We start from the raw sequence: 24,211 nt of genomic DNA on the forward strand, positions 1-24,211 counted from the left end.
TTCTATTCAATTAAGTTGGCGTCATATTGAATGGTTCACAATTTGTAGTCAAGTTATCGGTTAGAATTATTAGGAAATATCGCTAATTTTTTGATATTCTAGAGAAAATTATGTCCGAGGAGTCATCATGATGAAAACAATAACAGGAGCAGTTTGCGCTATGTCGCTGATTGTCGGTGCGGGGGTTGGCCTTAATACGGCTAAAGCCGACGAAGTGAAAGTACCAGTTGCGCAACAGGGTCAGGAAAAGAATATCCAGGTACCTAAGGCTGGTGTGACTAAGTCTTACGTAGAGCAAAATTTTGGTAGTCCCAACCGCGTTGAGGGACCGGTCGGAGAGCCACCTATCACAAAATGGATTTATAACGATTATACCGTTTACTTTGAGTATGATCGTGTTATTCACTCAGTGATACACAAAGGCTAATAACTTTGAAATCAAGCTCATAGGACTAACTATGAGCTTTTCTTCTTTACTGTTACTGCAATTTACTTCTTTAATTGTGAGAGTATATAAGGCGCTACCACAACCGTCCAAAACTCAGTTTCCGGTTTACAGTTTTCTTTTACAAACTCCATCGGCATCCGCTGGATTTTTTCTGAATCAATTAAAGGCTTTATTTCCTCTGCATTATCCAGAGACAAATCTGCCGCTACGTTGATTAGATCAAGCTCCTGATCGATAAGCAACATATTCCCTTTGGCAAAGAACCGCTCAATCTCTTTCCAGGCTACAACCGCCGTTTCACCATTAAGCTTCGCAACCATTTCTTCGCGCGGTGTTAATTGGGTAAAAGTATCAGTTGTTTGTTTAGAATCTTTCTCTTTAGACATATTAATCAATAACTTATAGTTTGCATTTAAACAAGATTATCAAGCTCGAGATCATGTTCAAGCTGTAACCAGTCGGGTGATTGACGAACCTTAGTCAGCGAATAGTTCAATGACTGACCTTTCATTTTCTTGAGACGGTTAGATGCTTTGGGATCCAGCTCAAAATCGAATGAGTCGAGCAATGCTCTACCCTCAACTGGATGGTTACACACTAAGACCATATCACAGCCAGCTACAACCGCCGCTTTGGCCCTATCGTAATAGCCTCCAACTACTTCAGCACCTTTCATACTGAGATCATCGCTAAAAATTACACCGTCAAAGTTCAGCTGGCCACGTAATATATCCTGCAGCCATAACTCAGAAAAACCTGCAGGTTTAGAATCAACACTGGGATAAATAACATGAGCGGGCATGACAGCTTGATAACTCTGTGCAAGTTCGGCGAATACTCGCATATCCTGACTGATTATAAGCTCCCGGGGACGTTCATCTACTGGGATATCTACATGAGAGTCAGCTTCAACTGAACCATGTCCAGGGAAGTGTTTTGCAGTAGCAGCCATACCGAAGTCATTCATACCTTTAATAAATTCTCTACCTAAAGCAATCACTTCATCAACCTGAGTAGAAAAGGCTCGGTCACCGATAACACGGCTGATCTCATTTCCTAAATCCAATACCGGTGCAAAACTAAAGTCAATACCCACGGCCTGGACCTCAATCGCAATGAGGCTCCCCCAGCGGTAAGCATCCCGTTTAGCTGTATCAAGGCTTTTTGCATTTTTAAGAATACTTGCCATAGCCGGTACATGGGTGAAACCCTCACGAAAGCGTTGAACCCGTCCACCCTCATGATCCACAGCTATTAAAATATCTCGATTGGCAATTTCACGAACTGACTGGGATAGCTCAGCTATCTGATTTGGACTGGCATAGTTTCTACTAAAAAATATGATGCCTCCCAGCAATGGGTTTTGTAGCATGTCTTGTTCTGCTGAGTTTACTTCTAAACCCTCTATATCAAGCATTAAGGGGCCAATCGCCATAGGATTTTCCTGTAATTTCTACAAAGCCGATATGATACCTGACTCGGTACAAAATCACCAAGGAGGAAACATTTTTTAACAGACTGGACTGATCATTCGATTTCTCATGCCCCTTAAACTCGCTATAATGACTCGCGAAAATGAAACATGTGACCATAAATTAACAAAGGGTACTTTTATGATAACTCTAAAAAGAGCCGTCAGCGCTGCCATACTGACCAGCGCCCTGCTGGGCCATCCCGTTATCTCTACTGCTGCTGGCAGCAAAGACGTAACTGTTGAAGACGCAGCTGCTTTTGTTGCTGATGCTGAAAAGCGATTAACCGATATTGCCGAATATGCAGCTCGTATCGCCTGGGTCAACGCTAATTTTGTAACCCACGATACAACGATGCTGAACGCACAGGTTGGTGAAGAGTATACAAAGCTTGGCGTAGAGCTTGCTAATGAAGCCAAGAAGTTTAACGGCCTCGATCTTCCTTACGACCTTAACCGTAAAATCGAAATGATCAAGCTTGGCCTGACATTACCAGCTCCATCAGACCCGAAAAAAACAAAACAACTAGCAGAAATCAGCTCTAAGTTAGACAGTATTTATGCGAAAGGCAAAAGCCCTGATGGCCGTAGCCTGGGCGAACTAAGTCAGGTATTACGGGAATCTCGAGATGCTGACGAGCAGCTGAAGGCCTGGACTGGCTGGCGTGAAATATCTAAGGAAATGCGTCCTCTTTACCAGCAGATGGTAGAAATCGCCAACGAAGGCTCTAAAGAGCTTGGCTATGCCGACACAGGTACTATGTGGCGTTCAAAGTACGATATGCCTGCTGATGGCTTTGCTAATGAAATGGACCGTTTATGGGGACAGGTAAAGCCTCTCTATACTGCCCTGCACTGTCATGTAAGAGCCGAGCTGAATGAAGAGTATGGTGATGAGGTGGTCTCAACAGACAAACCTATCCCAGCTCATCTTCTCGGTAATATGTGGGCACAACAGTGGGGTAATATCTACGATATCGCTGGTCCTGACAGTGCCGGTGAAGGTATTGATATCGATCCAATTCTGCGTGAACACTATGGCGTTGATAAAGATGAAGTCAGTCATGAAGAGAAAGAAGTCGCGGTTAAGAAAATGGTTAAAACAGCCGAAAACTTCTTCTCATCTCTTGGCTTCGCTCCATTACCACAAACCTTCTGGGAGCGTTCGCTTTTCGTAAAACCGCGTGATCGCGATGTCCAATGCCATGCCAGCGCCTGGGATATTGATAATGAAGAAGATATTCGTATTAAGATGTGTACTGAAATCAATGGCGAAGACTTCCAGACTGTACACCACGAACTTGGTCACAACTACTACCAGCGTGCATACAAAGATCAGCCAATCTTGTATAAAGGCAGTGCCAACGACGGCTTCCATGAAGCTATTGGCGATACAGTAGCCCTCTCAATCACACCAAAGTACCTGAAGCAAATCGGGCTTATCGACGAAGAACCAGATGCCAGCGCTGATATTGCTTTGTTAATGCGTTCAGCATTAGACAAAGTTGCATTCTTACCTTTTGGTTTAATGGTCGATCAATGGCGTTGGAAAGTATTCAATGGTGAGATATCACCTGAAGAATACAACCAGGGCTGGTGGGAACTGCGTCAAAAATACCAGGGCATCGATGCTCCGGTTGCTCGAACCGAAGATCATTTTGACCCAGGTGCAAAATACCATATTCCCGGTAATACACCTTACTCACGTTACTTCCTGGCTCACATTCTACAGTTCCAGTTCTATCGTGAAATGTGTGAGATGGCTGGCAACGAAGGCCCACTTCACCGTTGCTCTTTCTATGGCAATAAAGAAGTCGGCGAGAAGCTAATCAAGATGCTAGAAATGGGCTCTTCACGTCCTTGGCCTGACGCTCTTGAAGCTATGACCGGTAGCCGTGAAATGGATGCAACAGCGGTACTTGAGTACTACGCCCCGCTGAAAACATGGTTGGATGAACAAAACAAAGGTCGTAACTGTGGCTGGTAATTGATTTCAACAGCTAGAAAACAATTAAGGCGCCAATATGGCGCCTTTTTTCTATAAAAATATGATACTAAGCTTACGATAGAGACTAAAATACAAAAAGGTATATACTCAGGAAGTGGCAGATAGCCCCACCTAGAACAAACATATGCCAAATTGCGTGATTGAAAGGAATTCTACGGTCTGCAGCATAGAAAATTGTTCCCAGTGTGTAGGATAAGCCCCCTGCAAGTAGTAGCCACAAAGCTCCAGGAGCGACATTATCTAACATTTCAGGGGCAGCAATAACTATAACCCACCCCATCAAAATGTATGTGATTAGAGATACTTTAGGGAATCGCAACTGATACTTGGTTTTAAATATTATTCCAAACAGAGCCAAGCCCCATATTACACCGAACAATACCCACCCCATAAAACCGTTAAGGCTGATAAGAGTAAATGGTGTATAGGTTCCGGCTATCAGAAAGTAAATTGCACAATGATCCAGGGTTTGGAATACCTTTTTTACAGATTCAGGCTGGAAGCTATGGTAAAGGGTCGAAGTCGTGAATAGAACGATCAGGCTAATACCATAAACAATTGCGCTTGCTAGTTTCCAACCATCCAGAGGGTCTATTGCAGTCATGATCATCATAGTCATCGCTGCAACGCTTAATAAAGCACCAATAGCGTGACTGGACGCATTGGCAATCTCTTCACCAATGCTATAGGTATGTTCTGTTAACTCAACATCAAGATGCGCTCTTGGTTGTGTCATTGTTCTCTCCATTACTGTAATTACTAAATACTAAGAGCTAATTCCGTCCCTTGACGGATTGCTCGCTTAGCATCAAGTTCTGCGGCAACATCTGCGCCACCTATTAAATGTACTGAACAACCTTTGCTTTCAAGCTGTTCAGCTAAATCTCTATTCGGTAACTGTCCTGCACAGATAATAACATTATCAACTGCCAGCGTTTCCGTTTTACCTGATGCTTTGTGTTCAATGACCAGGCCATCATCATTAATTTCTTTATACTCCACGCCACTAACCATTTTAACTTGCTTGTGCTTTAGGCTTGCCCTGTGAATCCAGCCAGTGGTCTTACCCAGTCCCTTACCCATTTTGGTTTCTTTGCGCTGTAACAATGTTACTTTTCGCGCTGGAGGACTAATTTCTGGCTCATCAAGTAAACCACCGTCATCTGAATAAAGGCGATCAATACCCCACTCTTTTAACCATTCATCCAGGTCCGCTGTGGGAGACTCTTCATAGACCAGGTACTCGGTCAGGTCAAAACCGATGCCCCCTGCTCCAATAACAGCAACACTCTCGCCAACTGGTTTCTTGTGAAGCAAAACGTCTACATATGACAATACTTTGTCATGGTCTATACCTGGAATTTTTGGAGTACGCGGCGTTACACCCGTGGCCAAAATTACTTCATCATAATTTCCAGCCAGAGATTCCACAGTTGCTTCAGTACCCAAGTGAAGCTTAACACCGGTTTCTTCAAGTAAGTTTTTAAAATACCTTATTGTTTCGTAGAACTCTTCCTTACCAGGAATTTGGTTCGCAATATTGAGCTGCCCGCCAATATTATCTTTTTTATCAAACAAATGAACTTCATGGCCACGATAGGCTGCTTCAGTGGAAAATGCTAAGCCAGCCGGGCCGGAACCGACCACAGCAATTTTTTTCTTAAACTTTAAGGGCTGTGCTACCAGCTCAGTTTCATAACAAGCTCTTGGGTTAACCAGACAGGTTGCACGCTTTTGTTTAAAAACATGATCCAGGCAGGCCTGATTACAGGCAATACACGTATTAATCATCTGACTCTGACCTTTCTCAGCCTTTACAACAAAGTCTGCATCGGCTAGTAGTGGTCGAGCCATAGAAACCATATCAGCACAATCATCAGCCAATACTTGCTCTGCTACTTCCGGCATATTAATGCGGTTAGAAGTAATAAGTGGCACATTAACTTCATCACGCAATTTCTTAGTGACCCAGGTGAATGCCCTACGCGGTACTGAAGTTTGAATTGTTGGCACTCTTGCTTCATGCCAGCCAATACCTGTATTAATGATCGTTGCACCGGCCTTCTCAACTTCCTTAGCGAGCTGAACAACTTCAGGCCAGGTGCTACCGTCATCAACTAAATCAATCATCGAAAGTCTGTAAATAACGATAAAGTTTTCACCCACCGCCTGTTTTACTGCCTTGATAATCTCCAGTGGAAAACGGATTCGGTTTTCATATGCGCCGCCCCAACTATCAGTTCTTTTATTAGTTCTTTTAACAATGAACTGATTAATCAGGTAGCCTTCGGACCCCATGATTTCAACGCCATCATAACCAGCTTCCTTTGCAAGTCGTGCACAACGAGCGTAGTGCTTGATGGTTTTTTTGATCATCCGCTCTGACATTGCTTTTGGAGTAAATGGCGCGATCGGAGCTTTTATCTTAGAAGCCGATACTGACAGGGGGTGGTAAGCATAACGGCCTGCATGCAAAATTTGTAAAGCAATTTTTCCACCCGCCTGATGAACGGCTTCAGTCACTATTCGATGCTTTCGAACCTGGCGTCTACTGCTCAGCTGCGACGAATGAGGGGCAAGCCTGCCTCTAAAATTCGGTGATATTCCACCCGTCACCATCAGCCCGACGCCCCCGCGTGCACGGGTTGCATAAAACTCGGCCATCTTTTCAAAGCCGCCTTTCTCTTCTTCAAGTCCAGTATGCATAGAGCCCATAAGGACGCGGTTTTTAATTTGTGTAAAACCGAGGTCAAGAGGTTCTAATAATTTCGGGTATTTCACAATAGTCTTCTTCTGCGAATAGAATTATTGGTCTTAGCCATAAGTCTACTGGTATAACCAGTCTTGTGCAATGCTTGAGTCAATATTAGCTAACAAATTAAGCGAAAGAAAAGCAATATAAAACAATAGGTTATCATTTCGTTACATTTAATAACTAGTCACAAAATAAGCAATTTGGTTAAAATTGGCGCATATTTGAAATTAGATTGAAGAAAGAAGGAAAATAAGACGTGTCAAAACCAAACTCGATAATCGGTAGATTCTTTTACCGGATCTGGAAAACCGTGGATGTATCAGGACGACTTTTTATCGGCCTGATAGCTATTACCTTATTTGTATTATTTGTTAGAAGCTGCGTCAGCGGTCCTGACTTGCCAAAAGTGAACGATGGCTCTGCACTAATACTGAACCCAACCGGTATACTTGTTGAGCAGGAAAAATATGTAGATCCGATTGAGAAAGTTATTGCTGGAGCACAAGGTGCAAATGATTTAGAAGCATCTATGTATGATTTACTGGATGCCATTGAGTATGCCAAAAAGGATGACAGCATCAGTGTTATGGTTATTCAGACCAACAAGCTGATGGGAGCTTACGGCGGTATCAGCAAATATCAGGATTTACGTGAGGCAATCCAAGATTTCAAAACTACCGGTAAGAAGGTTATCGCAGTAGCAGACTGGTATTCTCAGGGTCAGTACTATCTAGCTTCTGTAGCTGATGAGGTATACATGAATCCTCAGGGCAGCATGATGTTCGATGGTATGGCTAGAACAGGAACCTACTTTAAGTCCGCTCTTGATAAACTGGGTGTTAATGTTCACGTTTTCCGCGTTGGAACCTTTAAGTCGGCAGTTGAGCCATTTATCCGAGACAACATGTCTGATGCCGCCAAAGAGGCCAACATAGAATGGTTGGGTGATTTGTGGAAAGCAATGAAAACAGACATTGCGGGTTCTCGTGACATGAGCGTCGAAGAGTTCGATAGCTTTATCGAAAACTACCTGCCAATTATACAGCAACACAATGGTGATGGTGCTCAGGCAGCTCTAAGTAGTGGTTTTGTCGATAAGCTAATGACTCGTGGTGACTTCCGCGAATATATGATCAATAAAGTTGGTCTCAATGACAAAAAAGACTCTTATCAGGCTATTGGCTACAAAAAATACCTGAAGGCTCGTCGCCCTCTTATTGATATGCCAAGTGGTAAAGATAAGGTTGCGGTCATCGTAGCAAAAGGTGAAATTGTGGATGGTAACCGTAAGGAAGGTATCATTGGAGGTGACAGCACAGCTCGCTTAATTCGTAAGGCTCGACTGGATGATTCCGTTAAAGCCATCGTTATGCGTGTTGACAGCCCGGGAGGCAGTGCCTTTGCTTCAGAAGTTATTCGAAGCGAACTGGCACGAGCTCAAAAAGAAGGAAAAATTGTTGTGACTTCCATGGCCGGCATGGCTGCTTCGGGCGGATACTGGATATCAGCTACGTCAGATGAAATCTGGGCTCACCCAACTACAATTACCGGCTCAATCGGTATCTTTGGTATGGTTCCAACGTTTGAAGAGCCTTTAAATAAAATCGGCATCAACAGAGATGGCGTTGGTACAACAAAATGGTCTCGCTCTTTTGACATCATGTCTGGCATCTCCGAAGACTTCAAAGCCGTTATTCAGGCTAATATTGAGAAAGGATACGATGACTTCTTAAGTTTAGTCGCGGAAGGTCGTGATATGACCAAGGAAGAAGTAGACAGCATAGCCCAAGGTCGAGTCTGGTCTGGTGAAGATGCTCATCGCCTTGGACTGGTAGATAAACTGGGTGACCTGGATGACGCAGTTAAGTCTGCAGCAAAGTTAGCCAATATTGATGATTATGATGTTCGCTTTATAAAACGTGAATTGGATCCAACTGAAAAAATGATTCGCGATATTTTAAGCAACGCTAAGGCCACCGGTGATTACTCAGCCCTGGAATCTGTATCAGCGAAAACCAACCCTCTTCTTCATGCAGTAAATAGTCAGGTAAAAGAGATTTATAGACTCATTCAAAACTATAATGATCCGAACCATGCTTACCTGCACTGTATGTGTGAAGTGAAATAATAAGAAGTAGTTACATGTGAAAAGGCAGCATAGGCTGCCTTTTCTTTTTCATAGATCTTATTCGTCATCTTCACTTTTTAACTGGCTGGCATTGGCTCTGATTTTATAGACCTCAAAAGCCGAGATTTCTTTATTCCTTGCTAAATCAAGTGCCATATCCGCCAATCTGACCATGCCCTGCTTTTCCGCTTTCTGTGCAAGTTTCTCAATATCCAACGATTCATTAATCTCTCGACTGATATCAGGGGTAATAGTCAATAGTTCATAGACTGAACGGCGCCCAGCGATTCCTGTATTAAAGCATTCAGAGCAACCAGCTCCTCTATAAAAGGTATCATTCTTCTTGGCCTGGATTTCATGTCGTATAGAGTCAGGCACCTCTTCTTTTTCGAGGCAGAGCGGGCAGTTTTTCTTAACAAGTCTTTGCGCCAATATACCCACAAGAGCATCCTTTAAAAGATAAGGCTCCACACCCATTTCAATAAGGCGTGTAATAGTACTGACAGCGCTATTGGTATGGAGTGTACTAAGAACTAAATGGCCTGTAAGAGCACTTTCAACAGCTATTTTTGCTGTTTCATCATCACGAATTTCGCCAACCATAATGACATCTGGGTCATGCCTTAAAATGTTGCGTAAAGCTCTGGCAAATGTATAGCCAATTTTATGGTTAACGGGAATCTGCGTGACACCATCTATTTTATACTCGACAGGTTCTTCTACTGTTACTATATGCGGTCCTTCTTTAACCTTTTCCTGTAAAGCGGCGTAAAGTGTTGTAGTTTTACCTGAACCTGTTGGGCCCGTAACAAGGAATATGCCGTAACTGGAACGTAATAAGTTGGTAAGCTTTTCCGTATCCTTGGTGTTAAGTCCAATTTCTTTAATGTCTCTTAACCCCTGGGAGCTGTCTAATATCCTGATCACGACGCTTTCCCCATAAACGGTTGGCATAATTGATATACGCATATCAACACTTTTGTTGTTACCTGAATATTCTATGCGGCCATCCTGTGGCAAACGTCGTTCCGAAATATCCATACCGCCAATAATTTTTACGCGACTGACAAGTGCTGGATGCAGAGATAAATTGAGCTTTCTTACTGGCGTCAAAGTACCATCTATACGGAATAGCAACTCCAGGTGATCAGCACGGGGGTGCAGGTGTATATCAGAAGCTCCTTTCTCAATAGCATCAGTAATAATCGTTGCCATGAGGCTGATAACACCTTTCTTTTTACCCAGACTTTCTATTTCATTGGTAGCGAGGCTTGTTTTGTTAGTAATCCCAGATTTTTCAAGTTCGCTCAGGGCCTCTTTTTCATTCTGAAATTGAACCACACCACTGAGGTACTCCAGAAGTTCTTTTTTATCAGCTTTTTTTGGCTCTATATTGCAACCTGCTATAAAGCTGAGAGTTTGAATAGCATCAATCTGCTTTGGATTTGAAAATGCAACTTCAAGGAAGTGACCGTGTTTTCTTAAAGGGAGAGCCTGGTATTTGAATAGAAGATCTGAGGGAAACTTTCTTACCCAGTGTTCATCAATATTAATATCTTGGAGTCTGACCTCCTCAACGCCATTATGAAGCTCTTGATCTGCAGTATCTATGCCAAAGGTAGATGGGCCATTACTCTCAATGAGCTTAATGTCTGATACGTTTTGCTCAGAAACCAGTACAATAAAAACATGTCCTTTGTGGAGCCTCAGTATCTTCCATACACCATTTTCATTATCGCAAGTTAAACACTGCCCCTTTATCGAAAAGTTCCCTTTCATTTCGATTTTATAGTTGGAATATTTGCTACTTCCAGTTGCGTCTGCAAACTCATCTAAACTTTCAAAAACAGGCTTCTGGATAAAGACATATAACAGTTCTTCGAAAGGAAAGGGACCATTATCAGTTATAAATAAATGTTCTTTGAAATTAACCTCTAGCAGTTTTTGTTCAGATAGCTGATTCTCAGTATCAGAGAAAATACTATTGGTAACGGTGTTTTGAGAGTTTTTAATAGCCTCTGAAAGTAATTCTTCGTACTGCACAATGACTCCCTATGAATACTTCAGTTAAGGTAAGACCAAATAAAGCATTAATACCACTATAATATTTTTTCAAAGGGATAGCACTTCTTTAAAATAGAGAACTTAAATAAGACACTCCTACTAGAACTGACTAAACGAGTTTAAGTTAGCTTTACTTTATGGGAAATAAGACAGGCATAAAAAAACCTGCAACAAGTGCAGGTTTCTTAAATAGTGGCGGAGCGGACGGGACTCGAACCCGCGACCCCCGGCGTGACAGGCCGGTATTCTAACCAGCTGAACTACCGCTCCGCGATGTCTAACCTAGTACTGTAATGTGCTTTGTTAGAGTGTTTTGCTGGCGACCTCATCGGTCAACGACGCGCATATTACTGGCGTTCCCCTATTCCGTCAACTCTTTTTTTCATTTTTATTTAATTTTTTTAAAAAACGTACAAAACACGAACAAAAAGGCTAAAAATCAATCAGTTATAGCAACCCAGGCGATAATACGCTCTTCGATTTCTTCAGGGTTTAAATCCCTCTCACTGACTAACTTTCGATGTAGGCTTTCACCTTTTTTATGGATTAACTGCGGATCACCTGAAACAAGATGATGCCACTCCGGAAGGTCTTCCCCTCGGGCGACCAGTTTGTAAGCACAGCTATCAGGTAGCCAATAATAATCATCAAGTGTCTTTGGGGTAATCTGAACGCAGTCAGGTACCTTACTTAAACGATTGTCGTAATCTGTACATCTAAGTGTCTTTGTGTCCAATAAATGACAACCAACGTCAGTCTGCATCAACATCGTGTCGCTATCATCTAGAAACTGTATACGACAACATTTTCCACAGCCATCACATAATGACTCCCATTGCTGATGAGTCATTTTATCCATAGGTGTGTTTAGCCAGAACTTTTCCATTACGAGCTGTTTTTTTCAATCAAGCCAGCCAGTTCCTCTTGTGTTGGGGGCATTTGCAAATAATACCCGTCTTCCTCAAGTTTTGACTTAAGTTCATGTATCTCAACTAGAGCCAACTTGTCACGTTTACTTAAGTCGATATGCATTACCAACTCAGGCTCACCCCAGACGGACATCAAGCCCTCAGGTAGTTCATCTAAATCCGCTTCAAACGGTACATATAAGTAAGTGTCAGGCTTCTTTGCGCTTTTATAAACACTGCACATCATCATAGGACTACTCGTTAAATTTTATATCAGGAAAGTTCTTCTAGCTTGGCTTTAAATGCTGGCTCTAATAGTTCTCGGCGCCAGCTGTTCCAAAAATGGTTTGGACGGGTTATAAAGCCCTGCTTTGTCTTAATGTAGTATTCTAACAGACGTTTACTGCTAATGGCTTCTTCTGGAATATCATTTTCTTTAGCGATAGTTGAAGCAACAACTTTTAACGCTTTCAGTTTTTGCTTTGCTCCGGGAAGTTTATGAAAGGCAGGAATTGCCTCAGGCCATAAAGTCTTACTTTCTGCGTCAGCCTCAGCAATTAAATTTAATAGCTCCGCTCCATACTTACGAATGCTTCCTCTGTTACAACCAATTTTAAGAAGGAAACTGGTAGTTGGTTTTGATTCCATGCATATATCTAGGAGATGGTGATCCCTAAATATAAATGTTTTTGGAATATCTTCTCGTCTGGCTAACTGTTCTCTCCAGGCTGCTACCTTACGTAACCTGTTTAACTGTGATGGCTTTAACTTAAAAGCACCTTTAACTTTAAGGTATGCATGTTCGAAATCCTCTAAATGAGTTATTGCCTGATAAATTGACTCAGTATCCTCAAGCACAAAGCCATAATGACCCTTTTCAAGCAAGCTCTCCCTAAGCTTATAAAAGCATGGAAGCAGGAACTGGACGTCTTGAGCAGCATAAACCTTCTGCTCTTCACTCAAGGGCCGCTTCAACCAGTCAGTTTTTGTATGCTCTTTATCAAGCGTCAACCCAAGCATCTGTTCAACCATATTTCCATAGCCCAGCATAGGGCCCAGCCCAACAAGTGCCGCTGCTATTTGTGTATCAAAAATTGAGTTTATCGGGAAGTTATAGGTATTGTGTAGAGCTTCAAGATCTTCACTGCAACTATGAAGAACTTTCAAAACTGAAGCATCTGATAAGACCTTCCCTAAAGCCGATAAATCTTTCAGTTGAAGAGGATCAAGGAGGTAAATTTCTTCACCGTCATAGACCTGTATCAATGCCAGTTTGTGGAAAAAAGTGTTTGTCCTGTCAAACTCGGTGTCCAAGGCCAAAACCTCCTGCTCTAGCCAGGACTGACACAACTCTTCTAGACGAGCTTCACTAGTTACCTTCTCAACGGCAACTAACTCTGAATGATGGTCTAACTCGAATCTATGCAAATTCACCTACTTACGTAATTCCTTACGCAAAATTTTACCAACGTTGGATTTTGGGAGTTCGTCTCTAAACTCAACTTCTTTAGGTATTTTGTACCCAGTTAGATGTTCGCGACAATGTTTAATTAATTCTTCTTCAGTTAACGAGGAATCTTTTTTTACAACTACGATCTTAACCACTTCTCCCTTTACATCATCAGGCTCGCCAACGGCCGCGACTTCAAGAACTCCTGGGTGTAGCGCTACGATGTCCTCAATTTCATTAGGGTATACATTAAATCCAGACACCAGAATCATGTCTTTTTTACGATCAACGATCTTTAAAAAACCTTCCTCGTTGATAACCGCCATATCTCCTGTAGCTAACCAACCATCCTGGAGTACCTCATCCGTTTCCTTCGGACGGCCCAGGTAACGCTCCATAACTTGTGGGCCTTTTACCCAAAGTTCTCCAGGCTCATCAAAACCAAGCTCTTTGCCATCGTCATCTCTAATCTGTACATCCGTAGATGGCACAGGCAATCCAATGGTGCCGTTATAGGCATCTAAGTCCAGAGGGTTCATGCTTACCACTGGTGAAGTTTCTGTCAGCCCATACCCCTCCAGTAAAGGAGTTCCTGTTAGTTTTTGCCACTCTTCAGCGACTGACTTTTGAACAGCCATACCGCCACCAACAGCCAGTTTTAGTTGTGAAAAGTCTAGTTGACGGAAGCTTTCCTGATTCAATAGCCCATTAAATAAAGTATTAACACCTGTAATGGTGGTAAACGGGTACGCACGAAGGTTTTTACAGAAGTCCTTCATATCACGAGGGTTGGTAATGTAGATGTTATGGCCTGCCGCTTTAGTGAACAGTAGACAGTTCACACACAATGAGAAAATATGGTACAGAGGTAATGCCGTAATAATGGTCTCTTGCCCCTCTTCCAAAAACGGCCCCATCCAGGCATGAGTCTGTAAAACATTAGCCACCATATTTTTATGGCTTAGGACGGCACCTTTTGCCACACCAGTAGTTCCTCCAGTATATTGAAGGAAAGCAATATCACTCTGTGTTATTTCAACGGGTGAAAAGTTTTCAGCGGAGCCTTTTTTCATCGCGTCTACAAATGAGATAGCTCCCGGCAGACTGACGCTTGGCACCATTTTCTTTATGTATTTAACTACAAAATTAACGATAAAGCGTTTCGGTTGTGAGCATATATCACCAACCTGAGTAACTATAATGTTATCAAGCTCAACATCATCAATTGCTTCAGCTAAAGTGTCAGCGAAATTAGCTAAAATAACAATACTTTTGGCTCCGCTATCATTAAGCTGATGAGCCAGCTCTCTGGGAGTATAAAGAGGGTTCACATTAACTACGGCCAGCCCCGCTTTAAGGGCACCAAACAGAGCCACGGGATACTGCAAGAGATTTGGCATCATAAGAGCTATTTTATCACCCTTACTAAGGCCTAGAGTGTTTTGCAGGTAAGCGGCAAAATCTTTGGCCTTCTCTTCAAGTTCTCTGTAGCTTAAAGTGACTCCAAGATTAGTAACAGCAGGCCTATCACCATGGTTTTGAGCAGCTTCATCTAGAATTTCACTCAGGTTCGCATACTGATTAAAGTCAATGGTGTGCTGAACTTTTTTGGGATAATTTTTTAGCCAAACTTTTTCCATGAAAAAACCTATTAGATATGCGAATGAATGATAAATGTTGGACAAGAAAATTACATGATTCCGACCTTTATCGCAACTATTCCGACCTCTTACGACTAGTTTGATTTATTTTGCTCATTTTTCGACCAAAAACCAATGATTTTTTCTGCTACAGCATCCGCAAACTGCATATGCAAATGATGTCCACCCTCCATATCGACACGTTCAACTCTCTCCAGATATCCAAAGCGCTGCTCTATACCGGGATACTCATTAGATAAGCCACCGCTAGCAAGAATAACCTGTACCGGGCATACAATATTACGCATTATCGCTTCCAGCTGTGGCTCGGTCAGTCTTAACCACGAGAGGTGCTTCAGGCGAGAGTCACTTGACCACTGATAGCCTTCCTCACATAAAGTGACACCACGCTCTATCAAGGGAAGTAGTATATCCACGGGTAGCTCTGATACCTGGGCTCTGGCTGTAGCCGCTGTTTTCAGATCTTTGAAGTAGCGCTTATTGCCACTTCTTTGTTTACGTTGTAACAGCGCCTTTTGTAGCTGAATTACCGTACCTTCGGGTGACGAGACCAACGCTCCTAACGCATCAATCGAAACAATGCTTCCAACTTTATCGGGGAACACGCCGGCATATATTACCGAGAGTGCAGCACCCATTGAATGTGCTAAAAACTTTGGCTTTTCCAGCTTGAGTATATCTATGACAGAATCGATTACAGATATTCCAGACAGAAATTGATAGTCAGCTGCTGGGTGAAGGTGATCAGACTGACCATGACCAGGGAACTCAATAGCTATCAGCCGGTAATTTGTGTCTTTTGTAAGCAAGGGAGCGAGGTAGTGGAAAGTTGCCGCATTGTCGAGCCAGCCATGCAAACAGAGCACAGGCTCCCCTTCAGGGTTACCCCATTCTATTACACTAACTTTACAGTGGTGGACTTCTAAGTGGTATTCTCTTTCAAATTTAAAGTACATTGATATCTACAACCTGTTTTTGGTTTTATGATAGCACATAAAAAACGGGCCATTTACATGGCCCGGTATGAGAAAATTATACTCATCAAAGAGAAGTGACAATGACAACCAAGTAAACATATAAGCATCATATGCTGTATTTGCTACTTGTATAAAGTTTGAACAACATTCTCTCGATAAGTTCCGTAAAGTAAGGGATTTTTTCAGCCAAGGACTAAAAACAAATGTTAACAATATCCTGGGATTTAAAATCAATAAGTTACAAAGACAACTTATCAACGCTTTTTAAGGGTGACCCGGCAAAAAACTTGCCTTTTTCATTAATTGCAACGGTTCCCAAAGCGACTTCAGGGTCGTGTGTAAAAAAGACTCTACCATTATCTTCTTTAAGCGACTCAAGTAAGACTCTCTTTTCGTCAATCAAGCTTTCTGGATACCGGTCATAGCCCATTGTTATAGGCAAATGCATCCAAGGTGCACCAGGAATAAGGTCTGCCGCAAAAGCAACTGGACCTTCAGCAGTTTCGATTGTTGTAATAAGCATGCCTGGTGTATGGCCATTGGAAACATAAAAATGGTAATCAGGGCCTAGTAAGTCAGAACTATCAGTATCCACTAAATGTAGACGCCCGGTAGCTTCAAGTTTGTCCGTTAAACCTGGAATAAATGATGCACGATCTCTTGGGTGTGGATTACAAGCCCTCTCCCAAGCCTCCTTACCGATAATAAACTCGGCATTAGGGAATAGTAATTCTGACTCTTTCCCCTCTTGCCACTGTGTCAGAAGGCCGCCTGCATGATCAAAATGCATATGAGATAGGACCAGAATATCAATGTCCTCGTGGCTAAACCCTGCCTCCTTTAAAGAATACAACAATATATGCTCTGACTCCTGCACACCATAACGATCGCGATACTTTGGCTCAAAGAAAGCGCCAATACCCGTCTCAAACAATATGGTTTTATCCCCATCGACAACCAGCATTGCTCGACAAACCAGATCAATACGGTTTAAATCATCGACATCAACCCATCGCTGCCACAATGCTTTAGGGGCATTTCCAAACATGGCTCCGCCATCCAGCTTTTGAGTATTGCCGTTGATGGAGTAAAAGGTTTTAGGTGTTGGTTGTTTTGACATAGAGATCCTGTCAGTTGGGTGATTGCTTATAGTCTAGCTTATCAATACCAAAAACCAAGTCAGAAGCAGACTTTTCTTTTGAAATAGTCAATGGTAGGTGTGCCGGTGTAGTTTCATAGAGATTCCATGTGGGATCAACACCAACCCACTCATCACCAATTAGAACCTCTACCCAGGAATGACCACCGAACCGTTGCTCATCGTCACCAAGATAAACATAGCCGTTAACCTGGCGTGCTGGAATTTTCTGTTGATTGAGTAAAGCCAGTAGCAGCTGTGTATACTCTGTACAGTCGCCATATCCATTAGATATCACCTCCTCCACTGTGAAATTAGTAGGAGTGGGCTGATAATAAAGATAATCATTAACAAAATTAACAAGCGCCTTGACCCTTCCCTCATAGGAAAATTTACCTAATGAAGCTTTGGTGGCCAAGCGTATAACAGGTGCACTGCTCTGATAAAATTGCCAGTCTTTGATTAACCCCTTATCTGCGAGGTATCTCTTCGCTTTAGATGCTACCAGAGTCTGGTTTTGTAACTGTAAGGTAGGATGCAGCTTTAACCAGTCTACGTTTCCTACAACTAGTGAATACGCAATGGAATCTAGTGCATTGATATCACCCAATGGCTGCTGCAGTCGTATACCACTGGAAGCATATAAATCATCCTGCATTTCAGGGTTAAAACTCGGCTTTTCTGTTACACGAACTAACTCTATGCCTCTTAACCGATATTGCCTTTGAGTAATGCCCGAAACTGTGTAAGTTAGCCGGGTAGTATCTTTTGCTCCTGGGCCCTTGGCTCTCACAACATAGTGTGCATTCCGCTCCGAGGGACTCTTATGCAACTCATATTCCGCTGAATGTAGCTCTAAGCTGTATGGGTCAAGAACACTGACAGAAAGACTCTGTTCTGCTTCGGCTGGCTGTCTTTCAAGCCACTGTCGCAAAGCTAAATAGTCACTTAAGGTATAGTTTATTGATGGCTCTTTGAATGTTGATATTTGATTGTTACGAACTTGCTCTACTATTAAATCTCTACCATTTTCAAAGGATGTGACACGTTTCAATCCAGGCTCGTGGACGATGGCTTTTCCTCTTTCAAGCCTGTACGGAGGTTCAGAGCTGAAGACTAAACTACTATTATAAACGAACTTAAATCGCTTACCCCTGACTCTCCCTTCAAACAATTCTTTCTGATCAATCTCTACTTTGTCTTTATCTGTTTTAAGAACAGTTTTTGCCCAGCCAACCATCTGACCCTGCCAATTAATTTGCGACCACTCCGTAAATGGTTTAACGGTAGCAGGATCCCACAAACGAACATAGGTATTATAAGAGCTTAGCGCAAAGAAACATGCTGCTAAAAAACTCATTTTCAGCAGCATATTGAAACGATATTTAGCTGGTTGCTTCATCGCCTTCTATAGGAGAAATTTTGAAATTAAACAAAGCATATATAAAAGATACCAGAGGTGTTAACAGGTTAAAATAACAATAAATCCAGTAAGCACCCGTAGCAACCCCTAACGTGCCGGCCATGTAAGCACCGCAAGTGTTCCAAGGGATTAAAGGCGAGGTAATTGTAGCCGAATCTTCAAGTGTCCTTGATAGATTCTTGGCATCCAGCCCTCTTCTTTTAAATTCGGCTTTATACATCCTTCCCGGCAATACTATGGATATATACTGGTCCGCAGTTATGACATTCATACCAATACAGGTCGCTAGAACAGAACCAATTAAAGACCCAGTTGATTTGGCCATGCCAATAACGGTTTTAATCAACTTATGCAGTAACCCTGTAACTTCCATCGCGGCCCCAAAACTCATGGCCGTAAAAATAAGGAATAAAGTGTTAAGCATACTCGCCATACCACCACGACTCAGAAGATTATCAAAACTGTCGTTACCCGTTGAGGCAGAAAAGCCACTAAACAAAGAAGTCCATGTGGCCGACAATGTTGTCATAAAATCACCTCGACTATAAACTCCAACAGAGTGATCTCCAAGCGTTAGCGTTTTGTCCTCTCCCTCTTGCAGCGTGACCGTTTCAGTGTAGCTTTCATCTGTATACTTAAAAGCGATATCAAAGGTAACAGTCGTATTACCACTTTCTTCGACTACATAATCTGAGACAGAGCATTCATACTGTGAAGAACGCTCACAGTCATAACGTCCATCGCCAACGAAGGTTTCGATAACTTTACTCTGGAACACAACGGCACAGATGCAACCCAATATCGCGCCAATAAGAATAGTCGCTACAGCAGGCACTTTCTTAAATGCCAGCACAAAAACAACTACCATCGGTACCAGAGTCCATAACGAAATATTGAAGTTATTATCCAATAACTCAAGCGTACCCTGCAGGACTAATACTTGTTGCTCAGTATCGCTATTTAATCCCATTACCGTAAATATAATAAACGAAAGTAGTAGCGCCGGAGTCGTCGTCCAGACCATATGACGGATATGAGTGAATAGATCCGTACCAGTAACTGCTGGAGCTAAGTTAGTTGTATCAGATAGAGGTGACATCTTATCGCCAAAATAGGCACCGGAAATAATAGCACCAGCGGTTATTTCCATAGATAAGCCAAGCCCCTGCGATACACCAATAAGACCAATACCAACGGTACCAGCCGTGGTCCAGGAGCTACCAATACTTAAGGCAACCACGGCACAGATGGCACAGGTTGCCACATAGAAATACTCAGGCGATAGAAGCTGTAAACCATAATAAATCATGGTCGGCACCGTACCCGATAAAATCCAGGCACCGATCAGTGCGCCTACCATTAATAAAATCAGCATGGCAGCCAGTGCGATACTGATTCCATCAACAATACCCTTCTCTAGCTCTTTCCAGGTTTGTCCATTTTTCAGACCCACCAATAATGCTACAGCAGCAGCTAAAACTAGCGCTATCTGGTTAGCACCATAAGAGGAATCACTACCGTATAAGTAGACTGAAAAACCTAAAAGAATAACCAAAAAGACTACTGGCAATAAAGCCTGTAGCATACTGGGCTGTCGCACTGACGTATCTGCCATGAAAACCTCTTATTTCCTGTAAAATGTATTTTTATCGGTTGAAATATCTTTATAACGCTGCTCTAAGCGTTTGGCCCGTGTCATTAAGCTTTGAACTTTACCATCAATGATAACCACTTCTGGATAAGTCGTAACTTCAAATGGATCACCGCTCCACACTACTAATTCAGCTTTGAAGCCAGGCATCAATTTGCCGTAATTACTTGCTCCACCAAAAACTTTAGCTGGAGTACTTGTAAATGCAGCCAGAGCCTTATCATACGGCATGCCATATGCAACGGCATTGCCAGCAGCTTGACGAACATTATCAGCGTTATGAGTTGAGCCGTAGAACATTACATCAACTCCAGCTTTGTCCAACAAAGCCGCGTTATCATAACGTTGCCCAAGTGACTCAAAACTGCCAGGAATATTGTTCATTGGGTCGACCATGACCGGGACATTGGCTTCGGCAATTTTACCTGCCACTTTCCAGCCTTCAGCAACTCCCGACAATACAAGGTTTAATTGATGGTCTTTAGCGAACGTTATAATCGTTAAGATATCGCTTGCACGATCAACGTTAACGACGAAAGGAATATCTCCCTTCAACAAACTCGCAATTGCTTCCAAATCATCAATGCTGTAATCCAGCTCTCGATATTCGCCACGTTTAATTGCTTCAGCATTTTGCTGGTATTCTTTTGCCTGCGAAAAAGCGTTCTTTATTTCGTGCAGAGCGCTCGCTCGTGAACCTCCTGTTAAAGAGGATGCAAGCTCACCGTAAGTAGCAAAAACAGCAACATCACTTAGAATCAGCGAATCATACTCACCTGTTAGGTCCATGATAGCTCCATAACCTGCGAACAAGGATAAGCCATTGTATGGCTTGATTAATGTTCGCGTTACACCGCCAGCACGATTCATGGGTATAAGGGTTGATTTTGGATTAAACACATCGTCCACGCGAAAAGATGCGTTTAATTCAGTAAGCTGGTTTGCGGTATCGTTAGTTCCTTCAATGGCACTAATTTCTACAAGACCAATCTGGTTTGCCAGTGCAAAGATACCAGAAGTAACCTGCTTTCCTTCAGCATCGATAATTTTAGCATTATCCGCTGAAAGGCCTTCCCCAATATTTTGGATCAAGCCATCCTTAATTAATATGTCTGCATCATCCAAAGTTGCAGCTGAAGTCATGGTATGAACTTTGGCATTCTTGATTAAAATTGTTTCAGCCTGAGCGCTGGTATCCAAAAAGATCGTAACCAGCGAAAGAACAGCCAAGCTTTTTAATAGTTTGCTCATGATCAAATTCTCCTCTGGTTAATTATTTTAAGTCTATTATTCCAAGCTCAAAGTCACTGGCTGGCTGAAACTGTTGATCTTTACGATCGAACATCAACGCACCATCTACATAAACTTTTTCAGCCTTAGTGTAAACACTGAAAGGGTTCCCATCCCACAGCACAACATCAGCCATTTTTCCTTCTTCCAGGGAGCCTGTTTGATCATCGACACCAATTGCTTTTGCAGCATTAATAGTTATCCACTTGATGGCATGTGCAGGAGTGATATTCATTCCAATACGATTACCAGAGGTCATTGCTTTTGCAGCTTCTTTATTGAGGTGTTGGATTACAGTTGCTGAGTCGGAGTGGACGACCGCACAGGCCCCAGCTTTGTCGACTAAAGCAACATTGGATTCAACCATATCATAAGCTTCCTGTTTAAAGCCCCACCAATCAGACCACATAGCAGAACAAACATCGTTTTCGGCTAGCTTATCGGCGATTTTATAAGACTCAACAGCGTGATGGAAAGTAGTCACTTTAAAGTCAAACTCTTTAGCGATATCCATCATGACCATCATCTCATCGGCTCGATAGCAGTGGTTCTGGATAAGTATTTCGCCGCGTAGAACTCCGGCAAGACTTTCTAGTCTCAAATCACGCTTAGGTGGCTTTCCATTACCCTTGCCCGCTTCATACTCATCCCATTTTTCCATATATTCTTTTGCATCGATCCAGGATTTTCTATAACCAGCAACGTTGCCCATTCGAGTCATTGGTGCTTGCCCTTTGCTACCATAGACACGCTTTGGATTTTCACCGCAGGCCATTTTCAGACCATAGGGAGCATTAGGAAACTTCATTTCCATCACTGAGCGACCCGCAACGTTTTTCAGGGTTACACCACGACCGCCAACCAAGTTTGCAGAACCAGGCAATATTTGAAGTGAAGTAACTCCTCCAGCCAGTGCTAATTGAAACTGGGGATCCTGTGGCCAAACCGAGTGTTCCGCCCAGACATCAGCAGTAACAGGAGAGGTCATTTCATTACCATCAGCACTAGACTGAACACCTGGTGCAGGATAAACACCTAAGTGGGAGTGAACATCAATAAGTCCTGGCGTTACCCATTTACCCTCAGCATCAATAATCTGAAGATTATCATCGGCGGGCGGATCAATATCAGTGCCAACAGCGACAATTTTTCCATCAGCGAAGAGAACACTACCCTTTTCAATTTTTTTACCTGTGGCAGTCAATACTGTTGCATTCTTAATAAGTACTGGGTGGTATTCAGCAACCTTATATTGAGAAGCAAAGGGCTCGCCCTTTTCACTCTTCTCTGGTTTAGAGACTGAATCGTCACCGCATGCAACCAAAAAGGCAGCTCCCGTTAGAGCTGCCAAGATTGACTTTGAGAATCGTTCAATGTTCATAAATGAATCCCCAAATTTAGTTATTAAAAGACTTGAATACCGAAGAAGCGTTCTAGAATCGTAATGATCGTAATAGCACCTAGAATAATCGGACAAATAAACATAATTGCAAAATCAATATACTTGGACAGCCACTGGCTTGAAGTCGCTCTACCTTCCATTAATTCTGCATTTAAATTGTTTTTCTTCCAAACGTAAGCCGTAAATATGGCAATGAAAGTGCCACCCAGTGGTAAAAATGTATCACTGGCAATTAGCTCAACAAAGTCAAGGAATGGCAACGCTGTTTCTTTTAAGACACCGTTTGCATCGGCCTTAAACAAATTAACAAATGCACTTAAAGTCTCTGAAGCACCATAACTGAGTAACGATGGAATCCCGATTGCGAAAATGATAATCGCCATGCTCCATACAGCCACTGGTCGCTTAATTTTCTTTTCATCTACCAGGTACGCAACAGGTACTTCCAATAGTGAAACCGTTGAGGTTAAAGCTGCAAACGATAATAACAGGAAGAAAACTGCACCAATGATTTTACCAAGCAGTGGTCCCAAGCTTTCGAATACACCTGGCAGTGTCATGAATATAAGGCCAGGTCCGCCTGAAACACTACTCATGTCACCGGCATTTAAGAAAGCCACAAATGGGAAGATCATTAGACCAGCCAAGAACGCAACAGACACATCTGTAAGCGTAATTAAAGCAGCTGATCTAACAATATCCTGCTTACGGGATACATAAGAGCCATAAGTAATTAAGGCGCCCATACCAAGTGATAAAGAGAAGAAAGCTTGTCCAAGTGCTGAGTAAATAACTTCACCTGTTATTTCGGAGAAGTCAGGTACCAGGTAATATTCGATACCCGCCATAGCATCGCTCAAGGTAAAGGCATAAATCATTAAGCCAATAATCATGGCAAATAAAGTTGGCATCAGTATTTTTGCTGCCTTCTCAATACCGCCCTGTATGCCTTTGGACACGATTAGGGCTGTTATGCCCATAAACACAATACCGTATATAAAGATGTGTTCCCAATCGGCGGTAAAACCTACAAATTTCTCAACGGAGCCAAAATCAAAATTACCCTGCGCCATCTCCAAGAAGTAGCCGAACGCCCAGCCTGCTACAACATTATAGAAAGACAGGATTAATACCCCTGCTACGACTCCCATGAAACCAACCCAGGCCCAGTTATGGTGCCCAAGTTTCTTAAATGCTCCAACCGCATTAAGCTGTGTTTTACGACCGATAGCTATTTCCGAAATCATTACCGGAAAGCATAATAAAAAACAGAATGCTAAGTAGATAAGAACAAAGGCAGCACCGCCTCCGGCACCTACTTCAAATGGGAACTTCCAAATATTTCCTAAACCCACCGCAGAACCAGCTGCAGCAAGAACAAACCCCAGACGAGAGTTAAACTGACCTCTACTATTTGTTGCCATTTTATATACCGTT

Annotated in this window: 19 protein-coding genes and 1 tRNA gene; 3 read left to right on the top strand and 17 right to left on the bottom strand. The window is 42.5% G+C overall.

The window, feature by feature from the left end; all coding sequences use genetic code 11:
• Nucleotides 1–127: 127 nt before the first annotated feature.
• Nucleotides 128–427, top strand: a complete 300-nt coding sequence (locus KS2013_RS05865; protein WP_068991061.1) for a hypothetical protein — start codon at nt 128–130, stop codon at nt 425–427.
• Between the two features lie 62 nt (nt 428–489).
• Here the strand turns inward: KS2013_RS05865 and KS2013_RS05870 are convergent, their stop codons facing one another.
• Nucleotides 490–834, bottom strand: a complete 345-nt coding sequence (locus KS2013_RS05870) for a DUF2288 domain-containing protein (protein ID WP_068991064.1) — start codon at nt 832–834, stop codon at nt 490–492.
• Nucleotides 835–860: 26 nt separating this feature from the next.
• Nucleotides 861–1,877 (bottom strand): beta-N-acetylhexosaminidase, encoded by a 1,017-nt coding sequence (nagZ, locus tag KS2013_RS05875; RefSeq protein WP_407656670.1) that lies wholly within the window; start codon nt 1,875–1,877, stop codon nt 861–863.
• Between the two features lie 184 nt (nt 1,878–2,061).
• Here nagZ and KS2013_RS05880 point away from each other — a divergent pair, with 184 nt between their 5' ends.
• Nucleotides 2,062–3,906 carry a M2 family metallopeptidase gene (locus tag KS2013_RS05880; protein ID WP_068991070.1) on the top strand — a complete coding sequence of 615 codons (1,845 nt, stop codon included), beginning with the start codon at nt 2,062–2,064 and terminating at the stop codon, nt 3,904–3,906.
• Nucleotides 3,907–3,991: 85 nt separating this feature from the next.
• Here KS2013_RS05880 and trhA read toward each other — a convergent pair whose 3' ends face one another.
• A complete protein-coding gene (gene trhA, locus KS2013_RS05885) occupies nt 3,992–4,663 on the bottom strand; it encodes a PAQR family membrane homeostasis protein TrhA (protein WP_228703629.1) in 672 nt (223 codons plus the stop codon).
• 23 nt (nt 4,664–4,686) lie between these two features.
• Nucleotides 4,687–6,711: an oxidoreductase gene (locus KS2013_RS05890; RefSeq protein WP_068991074.1), complete on the bottom strand. Its 2,025-nt coding sequence runs from the start codon at nt 6,709–6,711 to the stop codon at nt 4,687–4,689.
• Between the two features lie 227 nt (nt 6,712–6,938).
• Here KS2013_RS05890 and sppA point away from each other — a divergent pair, with 227 nt between their 5' ends.
• Complete coding sequence (gene sppA / locus KS2013_RS05895) at nt 6,939–8,810, top strand: signal peptide peptidase SppA (protein ID WP_228703630.1); 1,872 nt, start codon at nt 6,939–6,941, stop codon at nt 8,808–8,810.
• A gap of 57 nt (nt 8,811–8,867) precedes the next feature.
• Here sppA and KS2013_RS05900 read toward each other — a convergent pair whose 3' ends face one another.
• The 13 genes from KS2013_RS05900 to KS2013_RS05965 form a co-directional block, all read right to left on the bottom strand.
• The gene (locus tag KS2013_RS05900) at nt 8,868–10,853 is read right to left on the bottom strand and encodes a GspE/PulE family protein (RefSeq protein ID WP_068991077.1); all 1,986 of its coding nucleotides are present in this window, start codon (nt 10,851–10,853) and stop codon (nt 8,868–8,870) included.
• Between the two features lie 214 nt (nt 10,854–11,067).
• A tRNA-Asp gene (locus KS2013_RS05905) sits at nt 11,068–11,144 on the bottom strand.
• Nucleotides 11,145–11,313: 169 nt separating this feature from the next.
• Complete coding sequence (locus KS2013_RS05910; protein WP_068991079.1) at nt 11,314–11,760, bottom strand: YcgN family cysteine cluster protein; 447 nt, start codon at nt 11,758–11,760, stop codon at nt 11,314–11,316.
• The gene (locus KS2013_RS05915; protein ID WP_228703631.1) at nt 11,760–12,032 is read right to left on the bottom strand and encodes a YcgL domain-containing protein; all 273 of its coding nucleotides are present in this window, start codon (nt 12,030–12,032) and stop codon (nt 11,760–11,762) included. The genes KS2013_RS05910 and KS2013_RS05915 overlap by 1 nt, the downstream gene beginning before the upstream one ends.
• 23 nt (nt 12,033–12,055) lie before the next feature.
• Complete coding sequence (gene rnd, locus KS2013_RS05920; RefSeq protein ID WP_228703632.1) at nt 12,056–13,216, bottom strand: ribonuclease D; 1,161 nt, start codon at nt 13,214–13,216, stop codon at nt 12,056–12,058.
• Nucleotides 13,217–14,872 carry a long-chain-fatty-acid--CoA ligase FadD gene (gene fadD / locus KS2013_RS05925; protein ID WP_068991082.1) on the bottom strand — a complete coding sequence of 552 codons (1,656 nt, stop codon included), beginning with the start codon at nt 14,870–14,872 and terminating at the stop codon, nt 13,217–13,219. It abuts the gene before it with no gap.
• Nucleotides 14,873–14,967: 95 nt separating this feature from the next.
• Nucleotides 14,968–15,849, bottom strand: a complete 882-nt coding sequence (locus KS2013_RS05930) for an alpha/beta fold hydrolase (protein WP_068991085.1) — start codon at nt 15,847–15,849, stop codon at nt 14,968–14,970.
• 259 nt (nt 15,850–16,108) lie between these two features.
• Nucleotides 16,109–16,990 (bottom strand): MBL fold metallo-hydrolase, encoded by an 882-nt coding sequence (locus KS2013_RS05935; RefSeq protein WP_068991090.1) that lies wholly within the window; start codon nt 16,988–16,990, stop codon nt 16,109–16,111.
• Nucleotides 16,991–17,000: 10 nt separating this feature from the next.
• Entirely contained in the window at nt 17,001–18,410 is a 1,410-nt protein-coding gene (locus KS2013_RS05940; protein WP_068991093.1) for a transglutaminase-like domain-containing protein, read from the bottom strand.
• On the bottom strand, nt 18,394–20,046 hold the full coding sequence (locus KS2013_RS12045) for a Na+/H+ antiporter NhaC family protein (protein ID WP_228703633.1): 1,653 nt from the start codon (nt 20,044–20,046) through the stop codon (nt 18,394–18,396). The genes KS2013_RS05940 and KS2013_RS12045 overlap by 17 nt, the downstream gene beginning before the upstream one ends.
• Nucleotides 20,047–20,055: 9 nt before the next feature.
• The gene (locus KS2013_RS05955) at nt 20,056–21,333 is read right to left on the bottom strand and encodes an amidohydrolase family protein (RefSeq protein ID WP_068991103.1); all 1,278 of its coding nucleotides are present in this window, start codon (nt 21,331–21,333) and stop codon (nt 20,056–20,058) included.
• Nucleotides 21,334–21,355: 22 nt separating this feature from the next.
• Nucleotides 21,356–22,753, bottom strand: a complete 1,398-nt coding sequence (locus KS2013_RS05960) for an amidohydrolase (RefSeq protein WP_083217799.1) — start codon at nt 22,751–22,753, stop codon at nt 21,356–21,358.
• Between the two features lie 23 nt (nt 22,754–22,776).
• On the bottom strand, nt 22,777–24,198 hold the full coding sequence (locus tag KS2013_RS05965) for a sodium-dependent transporter (RefSeq protein WP_068991105.1): 1,422 nt from the start codon (nt 24,196–24,198) through the stop codon (nt 22,777–22,779).
• Nucleotides 24,199–24,211: the final 13 nt, after the last annotated feature.

It is taken from the genome of Kangiella sediminilitoris (assembly GCF_001708405.1).
GTDB lineage: Bacteria > Pseudomonadota > Gammaproteobacteria > Enterobacterales > Kangiellaceae > Kangiella > Kangiella sediminilitoris.

Excerpts from the sequence above, each read along its gene's own strand:
- KS2013_RS05865 (WP_068991061.1), top strand. The coding sequence starts at position 128 with ATGATGAAAACAATAACAGGAGCAGTTTGCGCTATGTCGCTGATTGTC.
- KS2013_RS05870 (WP_068991064.1), bottom strand. The coding sequence starts at position 834 with ATGTCTAAAGAGAAAGATTCTAAACAAACAACTGATACTTTTACCCAA.
- KS2013_RS05880 (WP_068991070.1), top strand. The coding sequence starts at position 2,062 with ATGATAACTCTAAAAAGAGCCGTCAGCGCTGCCATACTGACCAGCGCC.
- trhA (WP_228703629.1), bottom strand. The coding sequence starts at position 4,663 with ATGACACAACCAAGAGCGCATCTTGATGTTGAGTTAACAGAACATACC.
- KS2013_RS05910 (WP_068991079.1), bottom strand. The coding sequence starts at position 11,760 with ATGGAAAAGTTCTGGCTAAACACACCTATGGATAAAATGACTCATCAG.
- KS2013_RS05915 (WP_228703631.1), bottom strand. The coding sequence starts at position 12,032 with ATGATGATGTGCAGTGTTTATAAAAGCGCAAAGAAGCCTGACACTTAC.
- fadD (WP_068991082.1), bottom strand. The coding sequence starts at position 14,872 with ATGGAAAAAGTTTGGCTAAAAAATTATCCCAAAAAAGTTCAGCACACC.
- KS2013_RS05930 (WP_068991085.1), bottom strand. The coding sequence starts at position 15,849 with ATGTACTTTAAATTTGAAAGAGAATACCACTTAGAAGTCCACCACTGT.
- KS2013_RS05935 (WP_068991090.1), bottom strand. The coding sequence starts at position 16,990 with ATGTCAAAACAACCAACACCTAAAACCTTTTACTCCATCAACGGCAAT.
- KS2013_RS05940 (WP_068991093.1), bottom strand. The coding sequence starts at position 18,410 with ATGAAGCAACCAGCTAAATATCGTTTCAATATGCTGCTGAAAATGAGT.
- KS2013_RS12045 (WP_228703633.1), bottom strand. The coding sequence starts at position 20,046 with ATGGCAGATACGTCAGTGCGACAGCCCAGTATGCTACAGGCTTTATTG.
- KS2013_RS05955 (WP_068991103.1), bottom strand. The coding sequence starts at position 21,333 with ATGAGCAAACTATTAAAAAGCTTGGCTGTTCTTTCGCTGGTTACGATC.
- KS2013_RS05960 (WP_083217799.1), bottom strand. The coding sequence starts at position 22,753 with ATGAACATTGAACGATTCTCAAAGTCAATCTTGGCAGCTCTAACGGGA.
- KS2013_RS05965 (WP_068991105.1), bottom strand. The coding sequence starts at position 24,198 with ATGGCAACAAATAGTAGAGGTCAGTTTAACTCTCGTCTGGGGTTTGTT.